General features: G+C 63.3%; 20 protein-coding genes. 3 read left to right on the forward strand and 17 right to left on the reverse strand.

Annotated elements, in window-relative coordinates:
* Positions 1 to 28: 28 nt before the first annotated feature.
* From KW825_RS20525 to KW825_RS05675, 6 genes are all read right to left on the reverse strand, one after another.
* The gene (locus KW825_RS20525; RefSeq protein WP_170176024.1) at positions 29 to 619 is read right to left on the reverse strand and encodes a tetratricopeptide repeat protein; all 591 of its coding nucleotides are present in this window, start codon (positions 617 to 619) and stop codon (positions 29 to 31) included.
* Positions 620 to 1,029: 410 nt separating this feature from the next.
* On the reverse strand, positions 1,030 to 1,965 hold the full coding sequence (mdh, locus tag KW825_RS05655) for a malate dehydrogenase (protein ID WP_042652201.1): 936 nt from the start codon (positions 1,963 to 1,965) through the stop codon (positions 1,030 to 1,032).
* Positions 1,966 to 2,209: 244 nt separating this feature from the next.
* The gene (gene artM, locus KW825_RS05660) at positions 2,210 to 2,872 is read right to left on the reverse strand and encodes an arginine ABC transporter permease ArtM (RefSeq protein WP_218328592.1); all 663 of its coding nucleotides are present in this window, start codon (positions 2,870 to 2,872) and stop codon (positions 2,210 to 2,212) included.
* 2 nt (positions 2,873 to 2,874) lie between these two features.
* The gene (artQ, locus tag KW825_RS05665; RefSeq protein WP_042652109.1) at positions 2,875 to 3,525 is read right to left on the reverse strand and encodes an arginine ABC transporter permease ArtQ; all 651 of its coding nucleotides are present in this window, start codon (positions 3,523 to 3,525) and stop codon (positions 2,875 to 2,877) included.
* Between the two features lie 3 nt (positions 3,526 to 3,528).
* Positions 3,529 to 4,266 carry a transporter substrate-binding domain-containing protein gene (locus KW825_RS05670; protein ID WP_218291181.1) on the reverse strand — a complete coding sequence of 246 codons (738 nt, stop codon included), beginning with the start codon at positions 4,264 to 4,266 and terminating at the stop codon, positions 3,529 to 3,531.
* 24 nt (positions 4,267 to 4,290) lie between these two features.
* Positions 4,291 to 5,031 carry an ATP-binding cassette domain-containing protein gene (locus KW825_RS05675; RefSeq protein ID WP_042652107.1) on the reverse strand — a complete coding sequence of 247 codons (741 nt, stop codon included), beginning with the start codon at positions 5,029 to 5,031 and terminating at the stop codon, positions 4,291 to 4,293.
* A gap of 200 nt (positions 5,032 to 5,231) precedes the next feature.
* Here KW825_RS05675 and argR point away from each other — a divergent pair, with 200 nt between their 5' ends.
* Positions 5,232 to 5,702, forward strand: a complete 471-nt coding sequence (argR, locus tag KW825_RS05680; RefSeq protein WP_005308670.1) for a transcriptional regulator ArgR — start codon at positions 5,232 to 5,234, stop codon at positions 5,700 to 5,702.
* Positions 5,703 to 5,790: 88 nt separating this feature from the next.
* On the opposite strand, the gene KW825_RS05685 is transcribed toward argR, so the two are convergent.
* The 5 genes from KW825_RS05685 to glnK all read right to left on the reverse strand — a co-directional run bounded on the left by KW825_RS05685 (position 5,791) and on the right by glnK (position 11,149).
* Positions 5,791 to 6,696, reverse strand: a complete 906-nt coding sequence (locus tag KW825_RS05685) for a Dyp-type peroxidase (RefSeq protein ID WP_218328593.1) — start codon at positions 6,694 to 6,696, stop codon at positions 5,791 to 5,793.
* An 80-nt stretch (positions 6,697 to 6,776) separates the two neighbouring features.
* Positions 6,777 to 7,805, reverse strand: coding sequence for an ABC transporter ATP-binding protein (locus KW825_RS05690; RefSeq protein ID WP_218328594.1), 1,029 nt, complete (start codon positions 7,803 to 7,805; stop codon positions 6,777 to 6,779).
* Between the two features lie 72 nt (positions 7,806 to 7,877).
* Positions 7,878 to 9,503, reverse strand: a complete 1,626-nt coding sequence (locus tag KW825_RS05695) for an iron ABC transporter permease (protein WP_218328595.1) — start codon at positions 9,501 to 9,503, stop codon at positions 7,878 to 7,880.
* 39 nt (positions 9,504 to 9,542) lie between these two features.
* Positions 9,543 to 10,550 (reverse strand): Fe(3+) ABC transporter substrate-binding protein, encoded by a 1,008-nt coding sequence (locus KW825_RS05700; protein WP_218328596.1) that lies wholly within the window; start codon positions 10,548 to 10,550, stop codon positions 9,543 to 9,545.
* A gap of 260 nt (positions 10,551 to 10,810) precedes the next feature.
* Entirely contained in the window at positions 10,811 to 11,149 is a 339-nt protein-coding gene (gene glnK, locus KW825_RS05705) for a P-II family nitrogen regulator (protein WP_011704615.1), read from the reverse strand.
* A 201-nt stretch (positions 11,150 to 11,350) separates the two neighbouring features.
* Here glnK and arfB point away from each other — a divergent pair, with 201 nt between their 5' ends.
* A complete protein-coding gene (arfB, locus tag KW825_RS05710; RefSeq protein ID WP_042652102.1) occupies positions 11,351 to 11,767 on the forward strand; it encodes an alternative ribosome rescue aminoacyl-tRNA hydrolase ArfB in 417 nt (138 codons plus the stop codon).
* 32 nt (positions 11,768 to 11,799) lie between these two features.
* The gene (locus KW825_RS05715; protein WP_218328597.1) at positions 11,800 to 12,300 is read left to right on the forward strand and encodes a methylated-DNA--[protein]-cysteine S-methyltransferase; all 501 of its coding nucleotides are present in this window, start codon (positions 11,800 to 11,802) and stop codon (positions 12,298 to 12,300) included.
* Between the two features lie 232 nt (positions 12,301 to 12,532).
* On the opposite strand, the gene KW825_RS05720 is transcribed toward KW825_RS05715, so the two are convergent.
* The 6 genes from KW825_RS05720 to KW825_RS05745 form a co-directional block, all read right to left on the reverse strand.
* On the reverse strand, positions 12,533 to 13,729 hold the full coding sequence (locus tag KW825_RS05720; protein WP_218291175.1) for a NupC/NupG family nucleoside CNT transporter: 1,197 nt from the start codon (positions 13,727 to 13,729) through the stop codon (positions 12,533 to 12,535).
* A gap of 182 nt (positions 13,730 to 13,911) precedes the next feature.
* Positions 13,912 to 14,847 carry a LysR family transcriptional regulator gene (locus tag KW825_RS05725; protein ID WP_218328598.1) on the reverse strand — a complete coding sequence of 312 codons (936 nt, stop codon included), beginning with the start codon at positions 14,845 to 14,847 and terminating at the stop codon, positions 13,912 to 13,914.
* A 76-nt stretch (positions 14,848 to 14,923) separates the two neighbouring features.
* Positions 14,924 to 15,460, reverse strand: coding sequence for a glutathione peroxidase (locus KW825_RS05730; protein ID WP_218328599.1), 537 nt, complete (start codon positions 15,458 to 15,460; stop codon positions 14,924 to 14,926).
* 65 nt (positions 15,461 to 15,525) lie between these two features.
* Complete coding sequence (locus KW825_RS05735) at positions 15,526 to 16,089, reverse strand: NnrU family protein (RefSeq protein ID WP_218328600.1); 564 nt, start codon at positions 16,087 to 16,089, stop codon at positions 15,526 to 15,528.
* A 224-nt stretch (positions 16,090 to 16,313) separates the two neighbouring features.
* Positions 16,314 to 17,447, reverse strand: a complete 1,134-nt coding sequence (locus KW825_RS05740) for a glycerate kinase (RefSeq protein ID WP_218328601.1) — start codon at positions 17,445 to 17,447, stop codon at positions 16,314 to 16,316.
* 9 nt (positions 17,448 to 17,456) lie between these two features.
* A complete protein-coding gene (locus KW825_RS05745) occupies positions 17,457 to 18,719 on the reverse strand; it encodes a GntP family permease (RefSeq protein ID WP_033129222.1) in 1,263 nt (420 codons plus the stop codon).
* Positions 18,720 to 18,755: the final 36 nt, after the last annotated feature.

The following is an 18,755-nucleotide window of genomic DNA, read 5'->3' on the forward strand; positions in this document are numbered from 1 at the left end:
TCATAGCAGGGGTCGCAGCGAGTCGGGCTTAGCGCATAGCCTTGGCGCGGGCGATCGCATTGGCGGGCATGCGATTGCCGAGCCGGCTCAGCAGGCTGGCGGCCTTCTGATGGCGGGCCTTGTCACCGATGACGGCGCCGTGCAGCCAGTGATAGGCCTCCTCGTAATCCAGCGGACTGCCCATGCCCTGCAGCAGCATCTCGACCCATTCCATCTGTGCCCGCTGGAACCCCAGGCTGGCGGCCTCCCGCATCAGGGTCTCGGCCCGCACCAGATCCTTCTGGACCAGGATCCCCTTCCAGTAGTAGCGCCCCAGCTGCTCCAGCGCCGGTGCCAGCCCCTGATTGGCCGCCTCCCACATGTATTGCACCCCGATCTGGGCGTCGGGCTTGATGCAGACCCCCCAGGCCAGCATGTCCCCCCACAGGAACTGGTAGGCGGGGATCTTCATCACAGAGGCGCGCGCCTCTATGTCCTGGGTCAGCTGGCATCTGTCCTGCTTCACCTGGGTCAGATGGCGCCCCTGCTCTATCCAGTTGAGCAGCTCGTCCTGTCGATAGAGTGGCACCGCCTGCAGATCCCCCGTGGTCAGGGGCGCCGGCGTGGCCGCCTTGGGCAAGGGCGCCGCGACGGGCGCCGTCGGCAGCGGGGCAGCCGGCACAGGAACAACAGGTGCGGCTGGCGGTACAGCCAGTGCGGCCGTGGAGGGTAACGGGGTGGCTGCGGCAGCGATAGAGGCGGTGGTCACAGCAGGCGCCCCCGCTGCGCTGGAGGCTGCCGATGACAGGGTGGCAGAAGGCGCCGGAGCGGTCGCTGCCGGGGTCTGGGTTGGGGCGGCCGAGACCGGCTCGGCCCCCTGCGAGGGGAGGCTGACGAGACAGATAAGGCCGATTAGGGTACTGGGTTTCATCATGAGGATCTCCTGCTGCCCTCTGTTATCGGCAGCAAACCCCAACCCCTTAGCCCGCCGCGGCGGATCGCCATAACGACAAAGGGGAGCCGAAGCTCCCCTCATGCACGCGCTGGCGCTTATTTGACGAAGTCGACGCCCAGCTGGATGTCGGCCTTCAGGGTGGCCAGCATGCTGTCCATCGCCTCTTGCTCGAAGGCACTCAGCTTGCCGTAGTCCAGCACGGCTTCGACGCCGTTCTTGCCGAGCAGGATGGGCTGCGCGAAGAAGGTGGCGTGCTCGCCATTGCCTTCCACATAGGCGCACTCGATCACGTTGGCTTCGCCCTGCAGACCCTTGATCAGCGACAGACCGAAGCGGCAGGCAGCCTGGCCCATGGAGAGGGTGGCAGATCCGCCACCGGCCTTGGCTTCCACCACTTCGGTACCGGCGTTCTGGATGCGCTTGGTCATGGCAGCCGCTTCCTCGGCGGTGAAGCTGGCGCCTTCGATCTGGGACAGCAGCGGCAGAATGGTCACGCCACTGTGGCCGCCGATCACGTTGACACGGATCTTGTCGATGTTCAGGCCTTTGGCAGCGGACACGAAGGTCTCACCGCGGATCACGTCCAGGGTGGTGACGCCGAACAGGCGACGCTTGTCATAGACGCCGGCCTTCTTCAACACTTCGGCGGCGATGGCGACCGTGGTGTTGACCGGGTTGGTGATGATGCCGATCAGCGCCTTCGGGCAGCTGGCCGCGCACTTCTCTACCAGGTTCTTGACGATACCGGCGTTGATGTTGAACAGGTCAGAACGATCCATGCCGGGCTTGCGCGCCACACCAGCGGAGATCAGTACGACATCGGCGCCGACCAGAGCCGGGCTCGGATCTTCACCGCAGAAACCTTTTACTTTCACGTCAGTCGGGATGTGGCTCAGATCGGCCGCGACACCCGGAGTGACCGGGGCAATGTCATACAGGCTCAGCTCGGAACCAGCAGGAAGGCGATTTTTCAACAGCAGAGCGAGGGCTTGGCCGATGCCACCGGCGGCACCCAGAACGGCAACTTTCATGATCAACTCCATGTTCAAGCGTAGGTTTAAGGTTGTTTCTTGTTGGGGGTCAAAGCTGTTTCTTATTGTGCGCCTCACCTTAAAGGATCCCCCGATAAAAAACAATCTGATAACAGTTGTAATCACGGGTTCTGTGAGCCAGGGAGCAAGCGGTGACGAAAACGGAGAGGAATATGCGATAAATGGGACGGAAAGCACAGATTTCCTGTGCTTTCCCTTCCATTAAGGGGTAATTACGACTGCTTCAGGACTGGAATGCCAGTGCTCTGCGCTCACACCAGCGGAAACCAATAGTTAACAATCCATTCATGGTCAGATAGAGCGCACCGGCCACGGTGAACACCGCCAGGGTGTCATAGGTCTGGGCGTTGAGACGCTGGGCCAGACCCATGATATCCATGATGGTGATGGTGCTGGCGAGGGAACTGCCCTTGAGCACCAGGATCACCTCGTTGGAGTAGGCGGGGACCAGCCGGCGGGCGGCATGGCGCACCTTCATCCACAGGGTCTGCCCGGCCGAGAAACCAAGCGCCCGACAGGCTTCCACCTCACCGGCGGGGATGGCGTCGAGCGCCCCCTTGAACAGTCGGGTGGAATAGGCCGCCGTGTTGAAGCCCAGCGCCAGCACGGCACAGAACCAGGGCTGCTTGAACAGCGGCCAGAGCGGCCCGGACTTGAGCCACTCGAACTGACCCGGCCCGTAGTAGATGAGGAAGATCTGAATGAGCAGCGGGGTACCGGTGAAGAGCAACACCCACAGCTGTACCAGCTGGGTCGCCACCGGCAGGCGTCGCTCCAGCACCCAGGTCATGGCGGCCGCCAGCAACACCCCGAGCAGCAAACTAAGTGCCGTGAGCTGCAGGGTGATGGCCAGACCACCCAACAGGGTCATGAGATAGTCCTGCATGATCAGCCTCCGTACCGGCGGGTATAACGGGCAGCCTGCTTGAGCCCGAGCTCGCTCACCAGGCTGATCGCCAGATAGATGAGGGCCGCGGCGGCATACCAGGTGAAGGGTTCATAGGTGCTGGCCGAAGCCATCTGGGCCTGACGCATCATCTCGTTCACCCCGATGAGGGAGACCAGCGCCGTGTCCTTGAGCAGCACCAGCCACTGGTTGCCGAGACCCGGCAGGGCGTAACGCCAGGCCTGCGGCAGCACGATGCGAAAGAAGATGTGGGCCTTGCCAAGACCGAGCGCCAGCGCCGCCAGACGCTGCCCGGCGGGCACCGCATTGAGCGCCGCCCGCAGGGTCTGGGTGGCATAGCTGGCAAACAGCAGGGAGAGCGCCAGCACGCCGCAGGCGAAGGGGCTGAACTCCACGTACTCACCGGTGATGAGGAACAGCACCTGGGTCGAGCCGAAGTAGATGAACAGCACCACCAGCAGCTCGGGCAGGCCACGGATCAACGTGGTCAGCGTGGCCACCGGCCACACCAACCAACTGCGCTTGCTGAGCTCGGCCGCGCTGAATCCCAGAGCAAGCGCCATGCCCCCGACCAGTGATGCCAAGGCCAGCCCCAGGGTCATCCAGGCTGCATCCAACAACAGGCTCAACATGGCTTACTGCGCGAAGTATTTGTCGAAGATTTTCTGATAGGTACCGTTGGCCTTGATCTCGGCCAGGCCCTTGTTCAGCTGGGTCAGCAACTCCTGATTGCCCTTGGCCACGGCGATGCCAAAGCCGGTACCGAAGTACTTGGCGTCGGTCACAGGGGTACCGATGACGGCATAATCCTTGTGCTGCTTGAGCCAGTCGGCGGCGACGGCGGTATCGGCGAACACCCCGTCGGTACGGCCGTTCATCATGTCGAGGAAGGCGCTCTGGTAGCTGGCGTAAGGCACGGTGAGCAGGCCCTTACTGATCCACTTGTCCACCAGATAGGACTGGTGCGAACTGCCGTTCTGCACGCCGACGGTCTTATCGACCAGCTCTTCCGGACCCTTGAAGGCATCCTTCTTGGTCACGAACACCGCGGAGTTCACATAGTAGATATCGGAGAAGTCAACCTGGGCGGCCCGCTCCGGGGTCACGTCCATGGCGGCGATGGCGGCATCATAGCGACGGAACTTGAGGCTCGGGATCAGGCTGTCGAAGGCCTGATTGTGGAAGCTGCACTCCAGCTTGACCTGGGTACAGATGGCGCGGGCCAGATCGATGTCGAAGCCCTGGAACTCGTTCTTGTCATCCAGGTATTCGAACGGCGCATAGGTGGCCTCGGTAGCGAACTTGATCTCTTTGGCCAGCACCGTGGTGCTCAGCAGGCCCATGGCCGCAACCAACAACAGACTCTTTTTCATGACAGCTTCCTTATCGATTCAGTATCAATGCATCAAGAATTCGGCAAACCGGCTGGTTTGCGGGGCCTGGAAGATGGCGGCACTACCGGATTCGATGATCCGCCCCTTTTCCAGATAAATGACCTGACTGGCGACCTTGCGGGCAAACTCCACCTCGTGGGTGACCACCACCTGGGTGATGCCGGTCTGGCTGAGGGTACGGATGATCTCCGCCACCTCCTTAGTTATTTCAGGATCGAGCGCCGCCGTCGGCTCGTCAAACAGCAACACCTGCGGATCCATCATCAGGGTACGCGCGATGGCGACCCGCTGCTGCTGACCACCGGAGAGCCGGGCGGGCCAGGCGTCCCGTTTGTCGGCCAGCTGCAGCTGGGCCAGCAGGTAGGCGCCCTTCTCGATGGCGGCCTCACGGCTCATGCCGAGCACCTTGACGGGGGCCTCGATCAGGTTCTCCATCACGGTCAGATGGGGCCAGAGATTGTACTGCTGGAACACCATGCCCACCTTGCGGCGCAGCGCCTGCGCCTGACGGTTGAATTCCGCGGTCGACAGGGAGGACGGGAAAGAAAATTCACTGTCGCCAATGCGCAGAACACCGGCATCCGGGGTGTCCAGCAGGTTCATCATGCGCAGCAGCGAACTCTTGCCCGCACCGCTCGGGCCCAGCAATACCAAGGTTTCGCCGGGTGCGGTCCGAAAGCTGACCTGTTGCAGTACCGGCACCTTGTGCCAGGATTTTTCGATGCCGATTAATTCAATACCCATACGACCTAATTGAATAAGTTTTCAAAATTTCGTCCCGATTTTAGCTGCAACATGGGTGGATGCAAGCTAAATTTGAATCGATATGCAGAACAAGCGCCGCTTCCTTGCCAAAATAGGCATATGAATGCAAAATAGCAGCGCTGTTCGTATCTGCCGCCTGAGCGTGACAGGCGGTCACACCCCTCATTCGTGAGTCCAAGATGAAACATAACGACAAGCAAGAAAAACTGGCCAAGGCCTTTAAAGCCTTGCTGAAAGAAGAGCGATTCGGCTCCCAGGCAGAGATAGTCACTGCCCTGCAAGAGATGGGCTTCGAGAACATCAACCAATCCAAGGTCTCGCGCATGCTGAGCCGCTTCGGCGCCGTTCGCACCCGCAACGCCAAGATGGAAATGGTCTACTGCCTGCCGGTGGAACTGGGTGTCCCCACCACCTCCAGCCCGCTCAAGAACCTGGTACTGGATGTCGACCACAACGGCGCCCTGGTGGTGATCCACACCAGCCCGGGGGCGGCCCAGCTGATCGCCCGCCTGCTCGATTCCCTCGGCAAGGCCGAAGGCATCCTCGGCACCATCGCCGGTGACGATACCATCTTCATCACCCCGACCAGCGATACCGACATCGAAGAACTTTACCTCTCGGCGCTCGAGCTGTTCGAGCAGACCCCTTAATCAGGAATGCCGTCCCCCTCTGGCGGCGCCACCTGAACGAAAAATCCCGGCCTAGGCCGGGATTTTTGCTATGGGCGTAGCAACAGGCTTATTTGCCCTGCGCGACCAGAAAGTCTATCGAGGGTGCGAAGAAGGCCGCCCCGGTCACCGCCCTGGTAAAGCGCAGCAGGTGATCGAAGTGGCTGCCCTCCCCCTTGTACATGCTGGCCAGCATGGCATTGAAGTGCTGCGGGGTGCGGCAGCAGGAGATGAAGTAGAGCCCCTGCTCGCGCATGGTGCCCCAGGGCATGCTCTGGCGCAGTATCTCCATGGACTCGCCCTTGGGGGTCTTGAGGTTGACCCGCTTGATGTGGGAGGTCAGCGGCTTGTCGGCCGACTCGTACTCGATGTTGTCGAGCTTGGTGCGGCCTATGATGTCTTCCTGCTCCTTCAGCGCCAGCTTCTCCCAGTCGCTCAGGGCATGGACCCAGCGCTGCACGTGGATGTAGGAACCGCCGGCGAACTCGCCGCCCTCGAGCAGCGCCACCTCGGCCCTGTGCTCACCCTGGGGGTTCTCGGTGCCATCGACGAAGCCGGTCAGATCCCGGCAATCCTGGTTGCGGAAGCCATTGACCTCCTCGGCCAGCTCCACCAGACCGGCTAGCAGCGCCATCACGCGCTGCCCGGCATGGTGCAGCACATCGACCCGGTCGGCGCGCAGCTGCACGAACAGATCAAACGGGGTATTGGGCGCCTCCTGGCCGTTTGCCGACTGCGCCATGAAGCCGCGGAACTGGGGCGGCCGGGCGACCGGATAGAGCGCATCCCAGCCATCGGCACCCACGGCGACCAGACCGGAGAAACCGGCGGCGGGAAAATCGGCACTCACCGCATCCCACAGGGTGGGCAGCTTGGCCAGGCGGGCGGCCAGCTCGGTTGCATCGCCGGTGCGATTGAACATCAGATAGAGGGCATGCAGATTCGGCTCTGCACAGATCCCGGCTTGGGCTTTCATTTCTCTCTCCAAAGGCATGGGTAAAGGCGTGGCGCGATTATAAACCAGAGCGAGTCCAATTCCTTGATTTCACATCGCTATCAGGACGAGAACAGCACCAGCGCATGGGGCGCGACCTCGACCCGCGCCCGCGCGCCCTCGAGGGGCTCGCCTATGCTGGCCTCCAGCACCTGGCCCGCACACTCGACCTGCACCCGGCAGTGATGGCCGAGGAACTGCTGCTCCCGCACCCTCAGCTCGCCATCCTCGACCGCCGCCAGCACCAGTTGCTGGGGCCTGAGCATCAGCTGCAGCCGCTCGCCCACGGTGTGGCCGTGGGGTTCGCTGCCACGCACCAGCCCCAGCGCGGTCCGCACGCAGTGGCTGTCCACCACTTCGGCGTCCAGGTAGTTCACCCCGCCGAGAAACTCCGCCACGAAGCGGTTCTGCGGGCGGCGATAGAGCTGCTCCGGCTGACCGACCTGTTCGATGTGGCCGGCGCGAAACAGCGCCAGCCGATCGGCGAAGGCGAACGCCTCCTCCTTGCTGTGGCTGACGAAGATGGCCCCTATCCCCTGTTGCTTGAGCAGGGTGCGGATCTCGAGGATCAGCTTCATCCGCACCTGGGTATCTATGTTGGAGAAGGGCTCGTCCAGCAGCATCAGCCGCGGCTTGCACACCAGGGCGCGGGCGATGGCGACCCGCTGCTGCTGACCACCGGAGAGCTGATGGGGGTAGCGATCCCCCAGCCCCTGCAGATTGACCAGCGCCAGCGCCTCGTCCACCTGCTGCTGGCGCGCCGTGCGGCGCTGGTTCGCCAGCCCGAAGCCGACGTTCTCGGCCACCATCAGGTGCGGGAACAGGGCGTAATCCTGGAAGATCATGCCGATATTACGCGCCTCGGGCGGCACGCTCAGGCCGGGTTCGTCCAGCAGGTTGTCGCCGAGCCGGATGCGGCCCTCGGCCAGCGGCAGCAGGCCGGCGATGGCCTTGAGCAGCGTGGTCTTGCCGCAGCCACTGGCCCCCAGCAGGCAGACGATCTCGTTGTCGGCCACCTGCAGGGAGAGCTGCTCCAGCACGTTCTGGCCGTTATAACGGCAGCTTACCTTCTCTACTTGCAAGCAAGACAAGACTCAGTTCCTCTCGTTTCGTGGCCTCCCCCGCCGATGGCCGGGGCGCGTTCATATTCTGTAGTGACGGGCCTAGTGGCCCGGGCTGTCCAGGCTGCGGTTGACCCAGATCAGCGGCAGCAGCCCCACCAGCACTATGACGATGGCGCCGAGCGCCCCCCGCTCCAGCATCTCGTCCGAGACGAACTGATAGACGTGGGTCGCCAGGGTATCGAAGTTGAACGGCCGCAGCAGCAGGGCGGCGGGCAGCTCCTTCATGGATTCGATGAATACCAGCATGGCGCCGGCGAACAGGCCGCGCCGCACCAGTGGCAGATGAACCCGGCGCAGCATGCCGCCAGAGCCCTGCCCCAGGGAGCGGGCCGCCATGTCGAGGCTGGGGGAGATCTTGCCCATGCTGCTCTCCACCGAGCCGATGGCGATGGCCACGAAGCGCACCAGATAGCCGAACACGATGGCGGTGAGGGTGCCGGTCAACAGCAGGCCCGGACCCTGCATCCCGAGCCACTCGGCCAGATCGTTGATGCCAAAATCGAGCGCCGTCAGCGGCACCAGCACCCCGATAGCGAGCACAGTGCCCGGCATGGCATAGCCCATGGCGGCGATGCGCAGCGGCAGCAGGCTGCGGATGCCGCCATCGAGGCGCCGGAAGAAGCCGAGCAGCAGGGCTATCCCCATGGCGAGCAGGGCGGTCAGCGTCGAGATGGTCAGGCTGTTGCCGGCGAAGCGGACGAACTCCGGGGTCCAGGAGAGCTCGAAGTAGCGTACCCCGTAATCGAGCAGGATGGCGAACGGCAGCGCGAAGCCCGCCACCACCAGCCCCCAGCACCAGAGCCCGGCCAGCAAGCGAGGTAGCCCTCTGAGCGGATAGCGCAGCGGCGGCTCATGGCCCATGGACTTCTGGAACACCTGCTGGCGCTGGCGGGAGCGGCGCTCGACGGCGATCAGCAGCACCACCGCCAGCAACATCAGGCAGGAGAGGCGGGCGGCGGTGGCCAGGCTGCCGTAACCGAGCCAGGTGTCGTAAATCGCGGTCGTGAGCGTGTTGATGGCGAAGAAGTGGACGGTGGCGAAGTCCGCCAGGGTCTCCATCGCCACCAGGGAGACCGCCACCATGATGGCGGGGCGGGCCAGCGGCAGGCTGAGGCGGCGAAAACTCTGCCAGGGAGTGCAGCCGAGCAATCGGCTGGAGTGAATGAGGCTGACCGACTGCTCCAAAAACGAAGCACGGGCCAGCAGGTAGACATAGGGGAACAGCACCAGCGCCAGCACCCAGGCGGCCCCGCCGAGGGAGCGGATGGCCGGGAACCAGTAATCGGTGGGGGTGTTCCAGTCAAACAGGGTGCGCAGCCCCGCCTGCAACGGACCCGAGTAATCCAGCAGGTCGGTATAGACGTAGGCCACTATGTAGGAGGGCATGGCCATGGGCAGCATCAGCGCCCACTGCAGGGCACGGCGCCCCGGCACCTGGCACATGGCCACCAGCCAGGCGGTGGGGACCCCGAACAGCAGGCTGAGCAGCACCACCCCCAGCACCAGGGCCGAGGTGTTGGCGATGTAGTCGAGCAGCACAGTATCGGCGAGGTGGCGAAACAGCTCCCCGTCCGCCGACAGGGCAGAGAAGATCAGGGCGATAACGGGCAAACCCAGCAGCAGGGCGGTGGCCCAGCTGCCGGCAATCCAACCAAAATTTTTCATGGGACCACAGTGATTGATGGGGCCTTTGGCCCCATCTGATTACAAGTCGAACTTCACTTCATCCAGCAACTGCAAGGCATCCTTGCGGTACTTGGCGTATTCGCTGACCGGCATGGCGTCAGACTTGAAACTGCCCCAGGACTTGACCATGGCGGAAGGCTCGACCCCGGCCTTGACCGGATACTCGGCATTCACATCCGCATAGAGGTGCTGGGCGGTGTCGCCAGAGAGGAACTCCATCAGCTTCTGGGCGGCTTCCTTGTTCTTGGCATACTTGGTCATGGCCACGCCACTCACGTTGACGTGGGCACCGCGGTCGGCCTGATTCGGGAAGTTGATGTAGACCGCATCGGCCCAGGACTTCTGGGCGGGATCCTTGAGCATGGCGCCCAGGTAGTAGCTGTTACCCAGCGACAGATCGCAGATGCCGTCCTTGATGGCCTTGACTTGATCCCGATCGTTGCCCTGCGGCTTGCGCGCCAGGTTGGCCTTGACCCCTTCCAGCCAGGTCTTGGCGTCCGCCATGCCGTGATGGGCGATCATGGAGGAGACCAGCGCCACATTGTACTCATGCTTGCCGCTGCGGGTACAAATTTTCCCTTTGTATTCAGGCTTGACCAGATCTTCGTAGCGGATGGTGTCGAGCTTGCCGAGACGATCCTTGCTGGAGTAGATGGCGCGTACCCGGGTGGTCAGGGCGAACCACTTGTTGTCCGGATCCCGATAGATGGACGGGATGTTCTCCTGCAGTATCTTGCTGTCCACCGACTGCACCAGATCCTTGTCCACCAGATCGGTCAGGCGGCTGATGTCGACGGTCAGCATCAGATCGGCCGGGGAGAGCTTGCCTTCCCGCTCCAGACGCTCGTTCAGCCCCTCTTTGGCGAACACCACGTTGACCTTGATCCCGGATTCTTTCTCGAACTGCTGGATGATGGGCTTGATCAGCTCATCCTGCCGGTTGGAGTAGACGTTTACTTCAGCGGCGGCAAATGCCGACTGGGCAGCCAGGGTAGAGAAAGCCAGTGCCAGCATCTTCATTTTCATCATCCGTTCCTTGAGTTGTGCATCGAGTGATAACAATTTGCGTTTGCATTCTGCATGAGGCACGACAGCGGGATCAAGGTGGTTTACAGAGGTAGGATCACATATTTAACCGTTGACCGAAGAAAAAGACCGGATGGAATCCCACCCAGCCTCTCGATGACTTAGAGTCACGGTCTGATTGGCCATCAAGGCATGGCGTCAGCCTGCCTTGGCTGATGTCCGGCCTGGGCCCATGCCTGCTCCGGGAAGAGGATGCGGGATTAGAGCGCCTCGTCGTCGCTCTCGCCGGTGCGGATCCGCACCGCCTGCAGCAGGTCATAGACGAAGATCTTGCCGTCGCCGATCTTGCCGGTGTAGGCCGCCTTGCAGATAGCCTCTATCACCCCCTCCACGTTGTCGTCGGCGGTGGCGATTTCCAGCTTCACCTTGGGCAGGAAGTCGACCTGATACTCGGCTCCCCGGTATAATTCGGTGTGCCCCTTCTGGCGGCCAAATCCCTTGACCTCGGACACGGTCAGGCCTTCGACCCCCAGGTTGGCGATGGCCTCGCGCACGTCGTCCAACTTGAAGGGTTTGATAATCGCAGTAATCAGCTTCATCTGGTTGCTCCCAATCCATGGTATGTCATGGATTGGTCATCAATTCTTGTGCCAAGTATTTTTATTGTTTATTTTCATAAAGATAGGCTTTAACCCTTGGGCTGCTAAGACCCAAGATCACCAAGGAAGCGCATCTCGCCCCATAATGAGGCACCAAGCTGCACCAGACTCCCTTGATGCACCAAATGAGAGCATCACCCCATGTTAGTCATCTCCAACAGCGTGATCATTCCCTGGCACGAGCTGCAGTTCCAGACCATGCGCGCCCAGGGCGCCGGCGGTCAGCATGTCAACAAGACGGACTCCGCCGTCTGGTTGCGCTTCGATTACCGCGACTCCCCCAGCCTGCCGGACCTCTACAAGGAGGGGCTGGAGAAGCTGAGCGACAGCCGGGTCCATGACGGCTTCATCCAGATCAGGGTCGAGACCCATCGCAGCCAGGACATGAACCGCAAGGAGGCCATGAGCCGGCTGACCGAGCTGCTGAAGAAGGCCGCGTGGCGCCCCAAGGCCCGCCACGCCACCAAGCCGACCCGCAGCTCCCAGCGCAAGCGGGTCGACGCCAAGAAGCGCAAGGGGGACATCAAGTCGGCCCGCGGCAAACCCGTGCTGGAATGACCTCGACTGCCCACGCCAAGGAATCAACACAGATGAGATACAGCTTCTGCGACAGCGCCCAGGGTCCCCTGCTCGTCGCCATCGACAAGGACGGACTGCGTTATGTGGAGTTTGTGCGGGGTGAGCGGCCCGTGATGCCGGCCCCCGAGTGGCTGCGGGACGATGTCGCGCTCGCCCCCTTCGTCGAACAATTCGAGGCCTACTTCGCCGGCCGCTTGCGGCGCTTCACGCTGCCGCTCGCCGCCAGGGGCACCCCCTTCCAGCAATCTGTGTGGCACGCCCTGTGCGACATCCCCTATGGCGAGACCGTCAGCTACCTCGACATCGCCCGGGCCATCGGCAATCCCAAGGCGGTGCGCGCGGTGGGGGCCGCCAACGGCCAGAACCCCTTGAGCATCATAGTGCCCTGCCACAGGGTCATAGGCCGCAACGGCGAGCTGACCGGCTACGGTGGCGGCATTCCCATCAAGCGCTGGCTCTTGGCGCTGGAGCAGGAGGGCAGCGGCTTTGAACTGACCCCGCCCGGCGTTTAGCAAAATGAACATAGTATGAAGAATCGCCTCAGAAGGGCTTCAGACAGGGGCTGGCATGATGACCTGACACTTGGATGGTATGGCTCATCCCTCATTCAAGTGGCACCCATGTGACGCTTCCAATCTGTCTTTTCCCCGCGCCTCCTCTGAGGCGCTTTTTTTGTGCCCGAAAACGGCCACGAAAAGGCCCGCCGAAGCGGGCCTTGACCGAAAGTGGCTGACTCGGGGCTCATCAGAGGGCGAGGAATAGGCCCGCCAGCGAGGCGCTCATCAGGTTCGCCAGCACCCCCGCCAGGATGGCACGCATGCCGTAACGGGCGATGAAAGCCTTGCGCTCCGGCACCATGGAGCCCAGGCCACCGATGAGGATCGCCATTGAGGAGATGTTGGCGAAACCGCACAGGGCGAAGGTGACTATGGCCTTGCTCGACTCGTTCAGGGTCTGATCCTGCACCAGGGCGATGAAGGCGACGAACTCGTTGATGACGATCTTGGTCCCGATCAGGGCACCGGCGGCCTGGGCCTGATCCCAGGGTACCCCGATCAGCCAGGAGACGGGGGCGAACAGCCAGCCCAGGATTATCTGGAAGCTCAGCTCCAGTCCGGCCAGATCACCCACCCAGCCCAGCAGACCGTTGAGCAGGGCGATCACCCCGACGAAGGCCAGCAGGGTGGCGCCGACGGCCACAGCAATGTTCAGCCCCGCCATGGCACCGTCGGCCGCCGCCTCGATGACGTTGGTCGCGCGCGGGATCTCCACGTCCTGATGGTTGTCCACCTCATCTGCGGCAGGCGGTACCAGGATCTTGGCCATGGCCAGACCGGCGGGGGCCGACATGAAGGCCGCCGCGATCAGGTATTTCAGCTCGACCCCGATGCTGGCATAACCCACCAGGGTGCCACCGGCCACCGAGGCGAGGCCACAGCTCATCACCGCGAAGAACTGGGAGTCAGACATCTTGGAGAGGTAGGGTTTGACCACCAGCGGCGCCTCCACCATGCCGACGAAGATGTTGGCGGTGGCGGAGAGGCTCTCGGCCCGGCCGGTGCCCAGCAGCTTCTGCAGGCCGCCACCGAGCAGGGCGATGACCCTCGGCATCAGGCCGATGTGGTAAAGGATGGCGATGAGGGCGGAGAAGAAGATGATGACCGGCAGCACGTTGAAGGCGAAGATGAAGCCCAGCTTGAACTTGGCCAGATCGCCGAACAGGAAGGCGATCCCCTCCTGACCGTAGCCGATCACGCTGCTGACGCTCTCGCTGACCCCGTTCAGCACATGCTGGCCGGCGGGCAACCAGAGTACCAGGCCGGCGAAGAGCACTTGCAGGCAGAGGGCGAAACCCACTGTTCGCAACGGGATACGACGACGATTATCAGAACAGAGTGCGGCCAGAGCCAGGATACAGAGGATGCCGAGCAGGGCGATCATGGGGATTCCATCAGGTGAGGCAGAAGATGGGCGCGGATTCTGCGCTCCCTGCCCCGTCACTGCAAGCCCACTTGGTTACGATCCTGTTAGCAAAAACGTTTGCACGACACCGGTTGCGGCAACTGGCTGATTTGGCTAGATTTTAGTATCAGCGGAAAGCCAGTGTTTTTATACAGAAACGATCATTCCCCTGTGCCGGACAATTTACCGCCGAGCCAGGGAGCAAGCCGCTGCTCCCAATAGGGGTCTGGGCCGAAGCTCTCCTTGAGAAAGTCGATGAACAGCCGGATCTTCGGATCCAGATGCTCGCGCCTGACATAGACGGCGTGCACCGCCATCTTCTGGTTCGGCCGCCATTGGGGCAGCAGGGGGATGAGCTGGCCGGACTGCAACTCCTTGTCCAGCAGGTAGTTGGCGACATAGGCGATGCCAAGCCCGGCCAGGGCCGCATCCCGCACCGCCTCCGCCAGATCCACCCGGTAGTTGCCCGCCACCTGCACCGTCTGGCGCTCCTTGCCCTGGCGGAACGACCATTCGTGGTAGCGCCGCTCCCGGCTCTGGTAGGTGATGCAGTTGTGCTGGGCCAGATCCTTCGGGTGCAGCGGGGTGCCGTGGCTCAGCAGATAGTCCGGCGAGGCCACCAGCACGAAGCCGATGTCTGCCAGCCGCTGCCCCACCAGCGCCTCCGGCTTGTCCTCGTAGGTGGTGATCCAGAGATCCAGCCCCTCATCCACCAGGTTGGTGCGGTGATCGAATAGGGAGACCTCCAGCTCCAGCTCGGGGTAGCGATCCTGGAACGCCTTGAGGCGCGGTATCACGTGCAGCCGGCCAAAGGACTGACCGACCCCCAGGTGCAGGACGCCACTCACCTTGCCACGCCGCTCCGCCACCATGGAATCCGCCTCCTGCGCCACCGCCACCAGGGCGCGGCAGTGGCGGGCATACTCCTGGCCGAGTTCGGTCAGGGAGAAGCGGCGGGTGGTGCGCTGCACCAGCTGGGCACCGAGCGCGGCCTCCAGCAGCGCCAGTTGCTTGCTGATGTGGGACTTGGAAACGCCGAGCCGGCGCGCGGCGGCGGAGATGCCCTGTTCACGGACCAGGGCATCGAAGATCAGCATTTGAGGGAGGCGTTGCAGCACGGGGTTACCAGATAGAGGAGCCTGCCGCCATTATTCCAGAGTAGTCCGGTGAGGCCTAGCGGCCGAGCGCCTGCTTCACCGCGGCCAGCAGGGGATCCGCACCCGGATTCTGGCTGGCGCCATAGCTCGCGATCAGCTTGCCATCACGCCCGATCAGGTACTTGTGGAAGTTCCAGCCGGGAGCGTCGCCACCGGCGGCGGCCGCAAGCCCCTTATACAGGGGGCTGGCATCGGATCCGCGCACGGCGATCCGGTTGAACATGGGAAAGGTCACGCCGTAGTCACGGCGGCAGACGGTGGCGGTCTTGCCCTCATCCCCCGCCTCCTGCCAGAAGTCATTGGACGGAAAACCCAGGACGATCAGCCCCTTATCCTTGTAGCTCTGGTAGAGCGATTCCAGCTCCCGGAACTGGCCGCGATAGCCGCAGTAGGAGGCGGTGTTGACCACCAGCACCACCTTGCCCTCGGTCAGTTGGCAGAGGTTATGGCGCCGGGTGCTGTTGAGCTCCCGTTGCTCCACATTGAAGTAGTCGGGGCAGGCGGCCAGCGCCTGGCCTGCGCCGAACAATAACAACAGAGTGAACCATTTCATCGGGCAACTCCTTTTGAACAGATGAATAGCATACGTATCCGCCGCGGCTCCGGTTCATTTCATGCTCAGTGCAGCGCTATGCCCGTCAGCCAGCCATGGCCCCAGAAGATGAGCAGCGCCGTGAGCGCCAGCCCCGCCCCCACGCAGATCCCCGTGCCCTGCCAGCTCGCCGCCGGGCGCGGTTTCTGCTGCCAGTCCCGCACCGAAATCCAGACGATGCTGACCAGGGCCCATATTCCCAGGCCTCCGAACAGCACCAGGGAGCGCGCCTCGCTGTTCACAGTCAAATGAGCCCCCGCCCACAGCAGGGCACCGATGAGCTGGGGGTGCACCAGCCAGCGCCGGAAGTGGTTGGCCCCCTGCCCGGCACAGAGCAGGATCAGCGCGACGGGCATCAGCCCCATCGCCAGGGCCGGGCCCCAGGTGGGCAGAAAATAGAGTGGCATGGGGCTGGCGCTGCGCCAGCCGGCGAGGATGCAGGCGATGGCGACGAACACCAGCAGCGAGAAGAGTCCCTTGTAGCGCTGCACTCCCAGCCGGTCGCGCAGGCGGGCACGGTGGGTCACGGCGAAGCAGGGATAGAGGTGGATCAGGGTAAATAGCACTACCCCCAGGGTCAGCAAGATCATGGGTTGCTCCTCGCACGTTGCCCCTCAGTATGGGGGGGATCACTATGCCGCAAAGCAGACGGGCAGAATACAAAAACCATATAAAAGACAGCGAGATAATGAAAATGAAAAAAGCCGATCCAGGGATCGGCAAGGTGCGTCAGAGGGTCTGCCAGCAGGCAAGCAACCACATCCGCTACACGGGGCAGAGGGTGGCCGGTGCCCTGCACCGGCCAGAAGAGGGACTAGTTGCGCAGCATATAGAGGGCCGCGACGTTGCGGGCCGTGAGCTGCAGGTTGGTGGTGGCGGTCGCCAGCGCCTCCGGCAGGGACATGGCGCGGTTGACCACGGCAAACACCGCGTCCAGGCCGTGCTCATGCACCACGCCGTAATCGTCGGTGATACAGCCGGAGATGCCGATCACCGGCTTGCCGAACTGCTTGGCGCAACGCGCCACCCCGATGGGGGTCTTGCCGTGGATGGTCTGGCTGTCGATCCGCCCCTCGCCGGTGATGACGAGATCCGCATCGGCCACCGCCTCGGCCAGCTTCAACGCCTCGATGACGATCTGGATGCCGGGCTTGAGCTCGGCGCCCAGCAGCCCCACCAGGGCGGCGCCCATGCCACCGGCGGCGCCCGCCCCCGGAATGGCCTTCACCTGTTTGCCGAGGGCCTGCTCGATGCAGTCCGCGTAGTGCGCCAGATTGGCGTCCAGCTGGGCCACCATCTCCGGGGTCGCCCCCTTCTGTGGGCCGAACACGGCGGAGGCGCCTTTCGGGCCGCACAACGGGTTGTCCACGTCACAAGCCACCTCTATGGTGAGCCCGGTCAGGCGAGGATCCAGCCCGCTCAGATCGATGCGCGCCAACTCACTCAAGGCCCCGCCGCCCAGGGCGATGGGGCTGCCATCGGCCTTGAGCAGCTGGCCACCGAGCGCCTGGATCATGCCGGCACCGCCGTCATTGGTGGCGCTGCCACCGATGCCGAGGATGAGGTGGGTCACCCCCATCTCCAGCGCCGCCAGGATCAGCTCACCCGTGCCCCAGCTGGAGGTGAGCAGCGGGTTGCGCCGCTCCGGTGCCACCAGGTGCAGGCCGGAGGCCGCCGCCATCTCGATGATGGCCCGCTCGCCATCCCCCAGCAGGCCGACGAAGCCCTGTACCTTGTTGCCGAGCGGTGCCGTCACTTCGACCGGCAGAATGCGACCGCCAGTGGCGTCGATCAGCGACTGTACCGTGCCCTCACCGCCATCGGCCATGGGCAGCTTGATGTAGGTGGCGTCGGGCAATATCTGCTTGAAACCGGCCTCGATGGCATCTGCCACCGCCATGGCGCTCAGGCTCTCCTTGAATGAATCTGGTGCGATAACAATTTTCATATCAGTTCCTTAGGCGAGACCAAACACGCCAAACATCAGGGTAGAGACGGCTGCAATGGTCAGACCGACGGCAGTTTCGTAGGGGATGAGCTTCAGACGCTCGCTCACGCCCATGTGGACGCTGCCCCCGGTGGCATGGAAGAAGGAGCCGTGCGGCATGTGGTCAAATACGGTGGCACCGGCGTGGATCATGGCGGCGCCGGCCAGGCTGGTGATGCCGAGTTCGATCAGGGTGGAGCTGAACACGTTGGAGGCCACCACGGTCCCGGCTGTGGTCGAGGCGGTCGCCAGCGACATCAGGGCGCCGGAGATGGGGGCCAGCAGGTAGGAGGGCAGACCGGAGGCGGTCAGGCCGCTGATCAGCACATCCTTCAGACCGGAGTTGGCGATGATGCCCGCCAGGGTACCGGTACCCAGCAGCATGATGGCCACCGGCGCCATGCGGGCCAGACCGGAGACCGCAAACTGGTTCACCTTGCTGAACTTGCCCATCATCAGGGCGCCGACCAGGCCGCCGAGCGGCAGGGCGATGAGCGGATCCACGACTATACCGGCCAGCGGGCGCAGGGCCAGCAGCAGGATGGCGACCAGGGGCGCGCTGATGGCGGCCAAGAAGCCGGGCAGCTGGGCACCGTCAAAGCTCACCACCTCGTCGGCGGCGACCTTGCTGCCCTTGTTGTTGAGGCGCTTGGCCAGCCAGTAGGCCATCACCAGACCGAACAGGCCAGGGATGATGCCGGCCGCCATCACCGAGGTGAGCGGCAGGTGGAAGGCGTCGGACGCGGCGATGGCGTTCGGGTTGGGGGACATGACGTTGCCCGCCTTGCCGCCACCTATCATGGCCAGCAGGATGGCGGCCTTGGAGAGGTCGGCACGGCGAGCGATGGCCAGGGCGATGGGGGCGACAGTGATGACGGCCACGTCCACGAACACGCCGACCGCGGTCAGGATCAGGGTGGCCAGCGCCAGCGCCAGCAGGGCGCGGGTCTCACCGAGCTTCTTGACGATGGTCTCGGCGATGGTGGTGGCCGCACCGGATTCGATCAGCACGCCGGCCAGCACGCCGGCCGCCAGGATCCGCATCACGGCGGTGGTGATCCCCTGGGCGCCGCCGATCATCAGGGCGACGGTCTGGGTCAGGTCGGCTCCGCCGATCAGGCCACCGGCCAGGGCACCGACGATCATGCCGTAAGCGGGCGGCACCTTCTTCAGGATGAGGAAGATGGCGATGGAGAGCGCAGCGAGAGCACCGAGCGCGGATACAGGGATCATGACGGGCACCTTGAGTGGGAGTAAGTGGTGGCCATT

The sequence above is a fragment of the Aeromonas sp. sif2433 genome (genome assembly GCF_019218705.1).
GTDB lineage: Bacteria > Pseudomonadota > Gammaproteobacteria > Enterobacterales > Aeromonadaceae > Aeromonas > Aeromonas encheleia.

What these genes read in the sequence shown, in the direction of transcription:
- KW825_RS05685 (WP_218328593.1), bottom strand. Translation starts at nt 6,696, where the DNA reads ATGAAAGCCCAAGCCGGGATCTGTGCAGAGCCGAATCTGCATGCCCTC.
- KW825_RS05670 (WP_218291181.1), bottom strand. Translation starts at nt 4,266, where the DNA reads ATGAAAAAGAGTCTGTTGTTGGTTGCGGCCATGGGCCTGCTGAGCACC.
- KW825_RS05700 (WP_218328596.1), bottom strand. Translation starts at nt 10,550, where the DNA reads ATGAAAATGAAGATGCTGGCACTGGCTTTCTCTACCCTGGCTGCCCAG.
- KW825_RS05695 (WP_218328595.1), bottom strand. Translation starts at nt 9,503, where the DNA reads ATGAAAAATTTTGGTTGGATTGCCGGCAGCTGGGCCACCGCCCTGCTG.
- KW825_RS05730 (WP_218328599.1), bottom strand. Translation starts at nt 15,460, where the DNA reads ATGAAATGGTTCACTCTGTTGTTATTGTTCGGCGCAGGCCAGGCGCTG.
- KW825_RS05720 (WP_218291175.1), bottom strand. Translation starts at nt 13,729, where the DNA reads ATGATCGCCCTGCTCGGCATCCTCTGTATCCTGGCTCTGGCCGCACTC.
- mdh (WP_042652201.1), bottom strand. Translation starts at nt 1,965, where the DNA reads ATGAAAGTTGCCGTTCTGGGTGCCGCCGGTGGCATCGGCCAAGCCCTC.
- KW825_RS05715 (WP_218328597.1), top strand. Translation starts at nt 11,800, where the DNA reads ATGAGATACAGCTTCTGCGACAGCGCCCAGGGTCCCCTGCTCGTCGCC.
- argR (WP_005308670.1), top strand. Translation starts at nt 5,232, where the DNA reads ATGAAACATAACGACAAGCAAGAAAAACTGGCCAAGGCCTTTAAAGCC.
- KW825_RS05735 (WP_218328600.1), bottom strand. Translation starts at nt 16,089, where the DNA reads ATGATCTTGCTGACCCTGGGGGTAGTGCTATTTACCCTGATCCACCTC.
- KW825_RS05725 (WP_218328598.1), bottom strand. Translation starts at nt 14,847, where the DNA reads ATGCTGATCTTCGATGCCCTGGTCCGTGAACAGGGCATCTCCGCCGCC.
- KW825_RS05740 (WP_218328601.1), bottom strand. Translation starts at nt 17,447, where the DNA reads ATGAAAATTGTTATCGCACCAGATTCATTCAAGGAGAGCCTGAGCGCC.
- arfB (WP_042652102.1), top strand. Translation starts at nt 11,351, where the DNA reads ATGTTAGTCATCTCCAACAGCGTGATCATTCCCTGGCACGAGCTGCAG.
- artM (WP_218328592.1), bottom strand. Translation starts at nt 2,872, where the DNA reads ATGCAGGACTATCTCATGACCCTGTTGGGTGGTCTGGCCATCACCCTG.
- artQ (WP_042652109.1), bottom strand. Translation starts at nt 3,525, where the DNA reads ATGTTGAGCCTGTTGTTGGATGCAGCCTGGATGACCCTGGGGCTGGCC.
- KW825_RS05675 (WP_042652107.1), bottom strand. Translation starts at nt 5,031, where the DNA reads ATGGGTATTGAATTAATCGGCATCGAAAAATCCTGGCACAAGGTGCCG.
- KW825_RS05745 (WP_033129222.1), bottom strand. Translation starts at nt 18,719, where the DNA reads ATGATCCCTGTATCCGCGCTCGGTGCTCTCGCTGCGCTCTCCATCGCC.
- glnK (WP_011704615.1), bottom strand. Translation starts at nt 11,149, where the DNA reads ATGAAGCTGATTACTGCGATTATCAAACCCTTCAAGTTGGACGACGTG.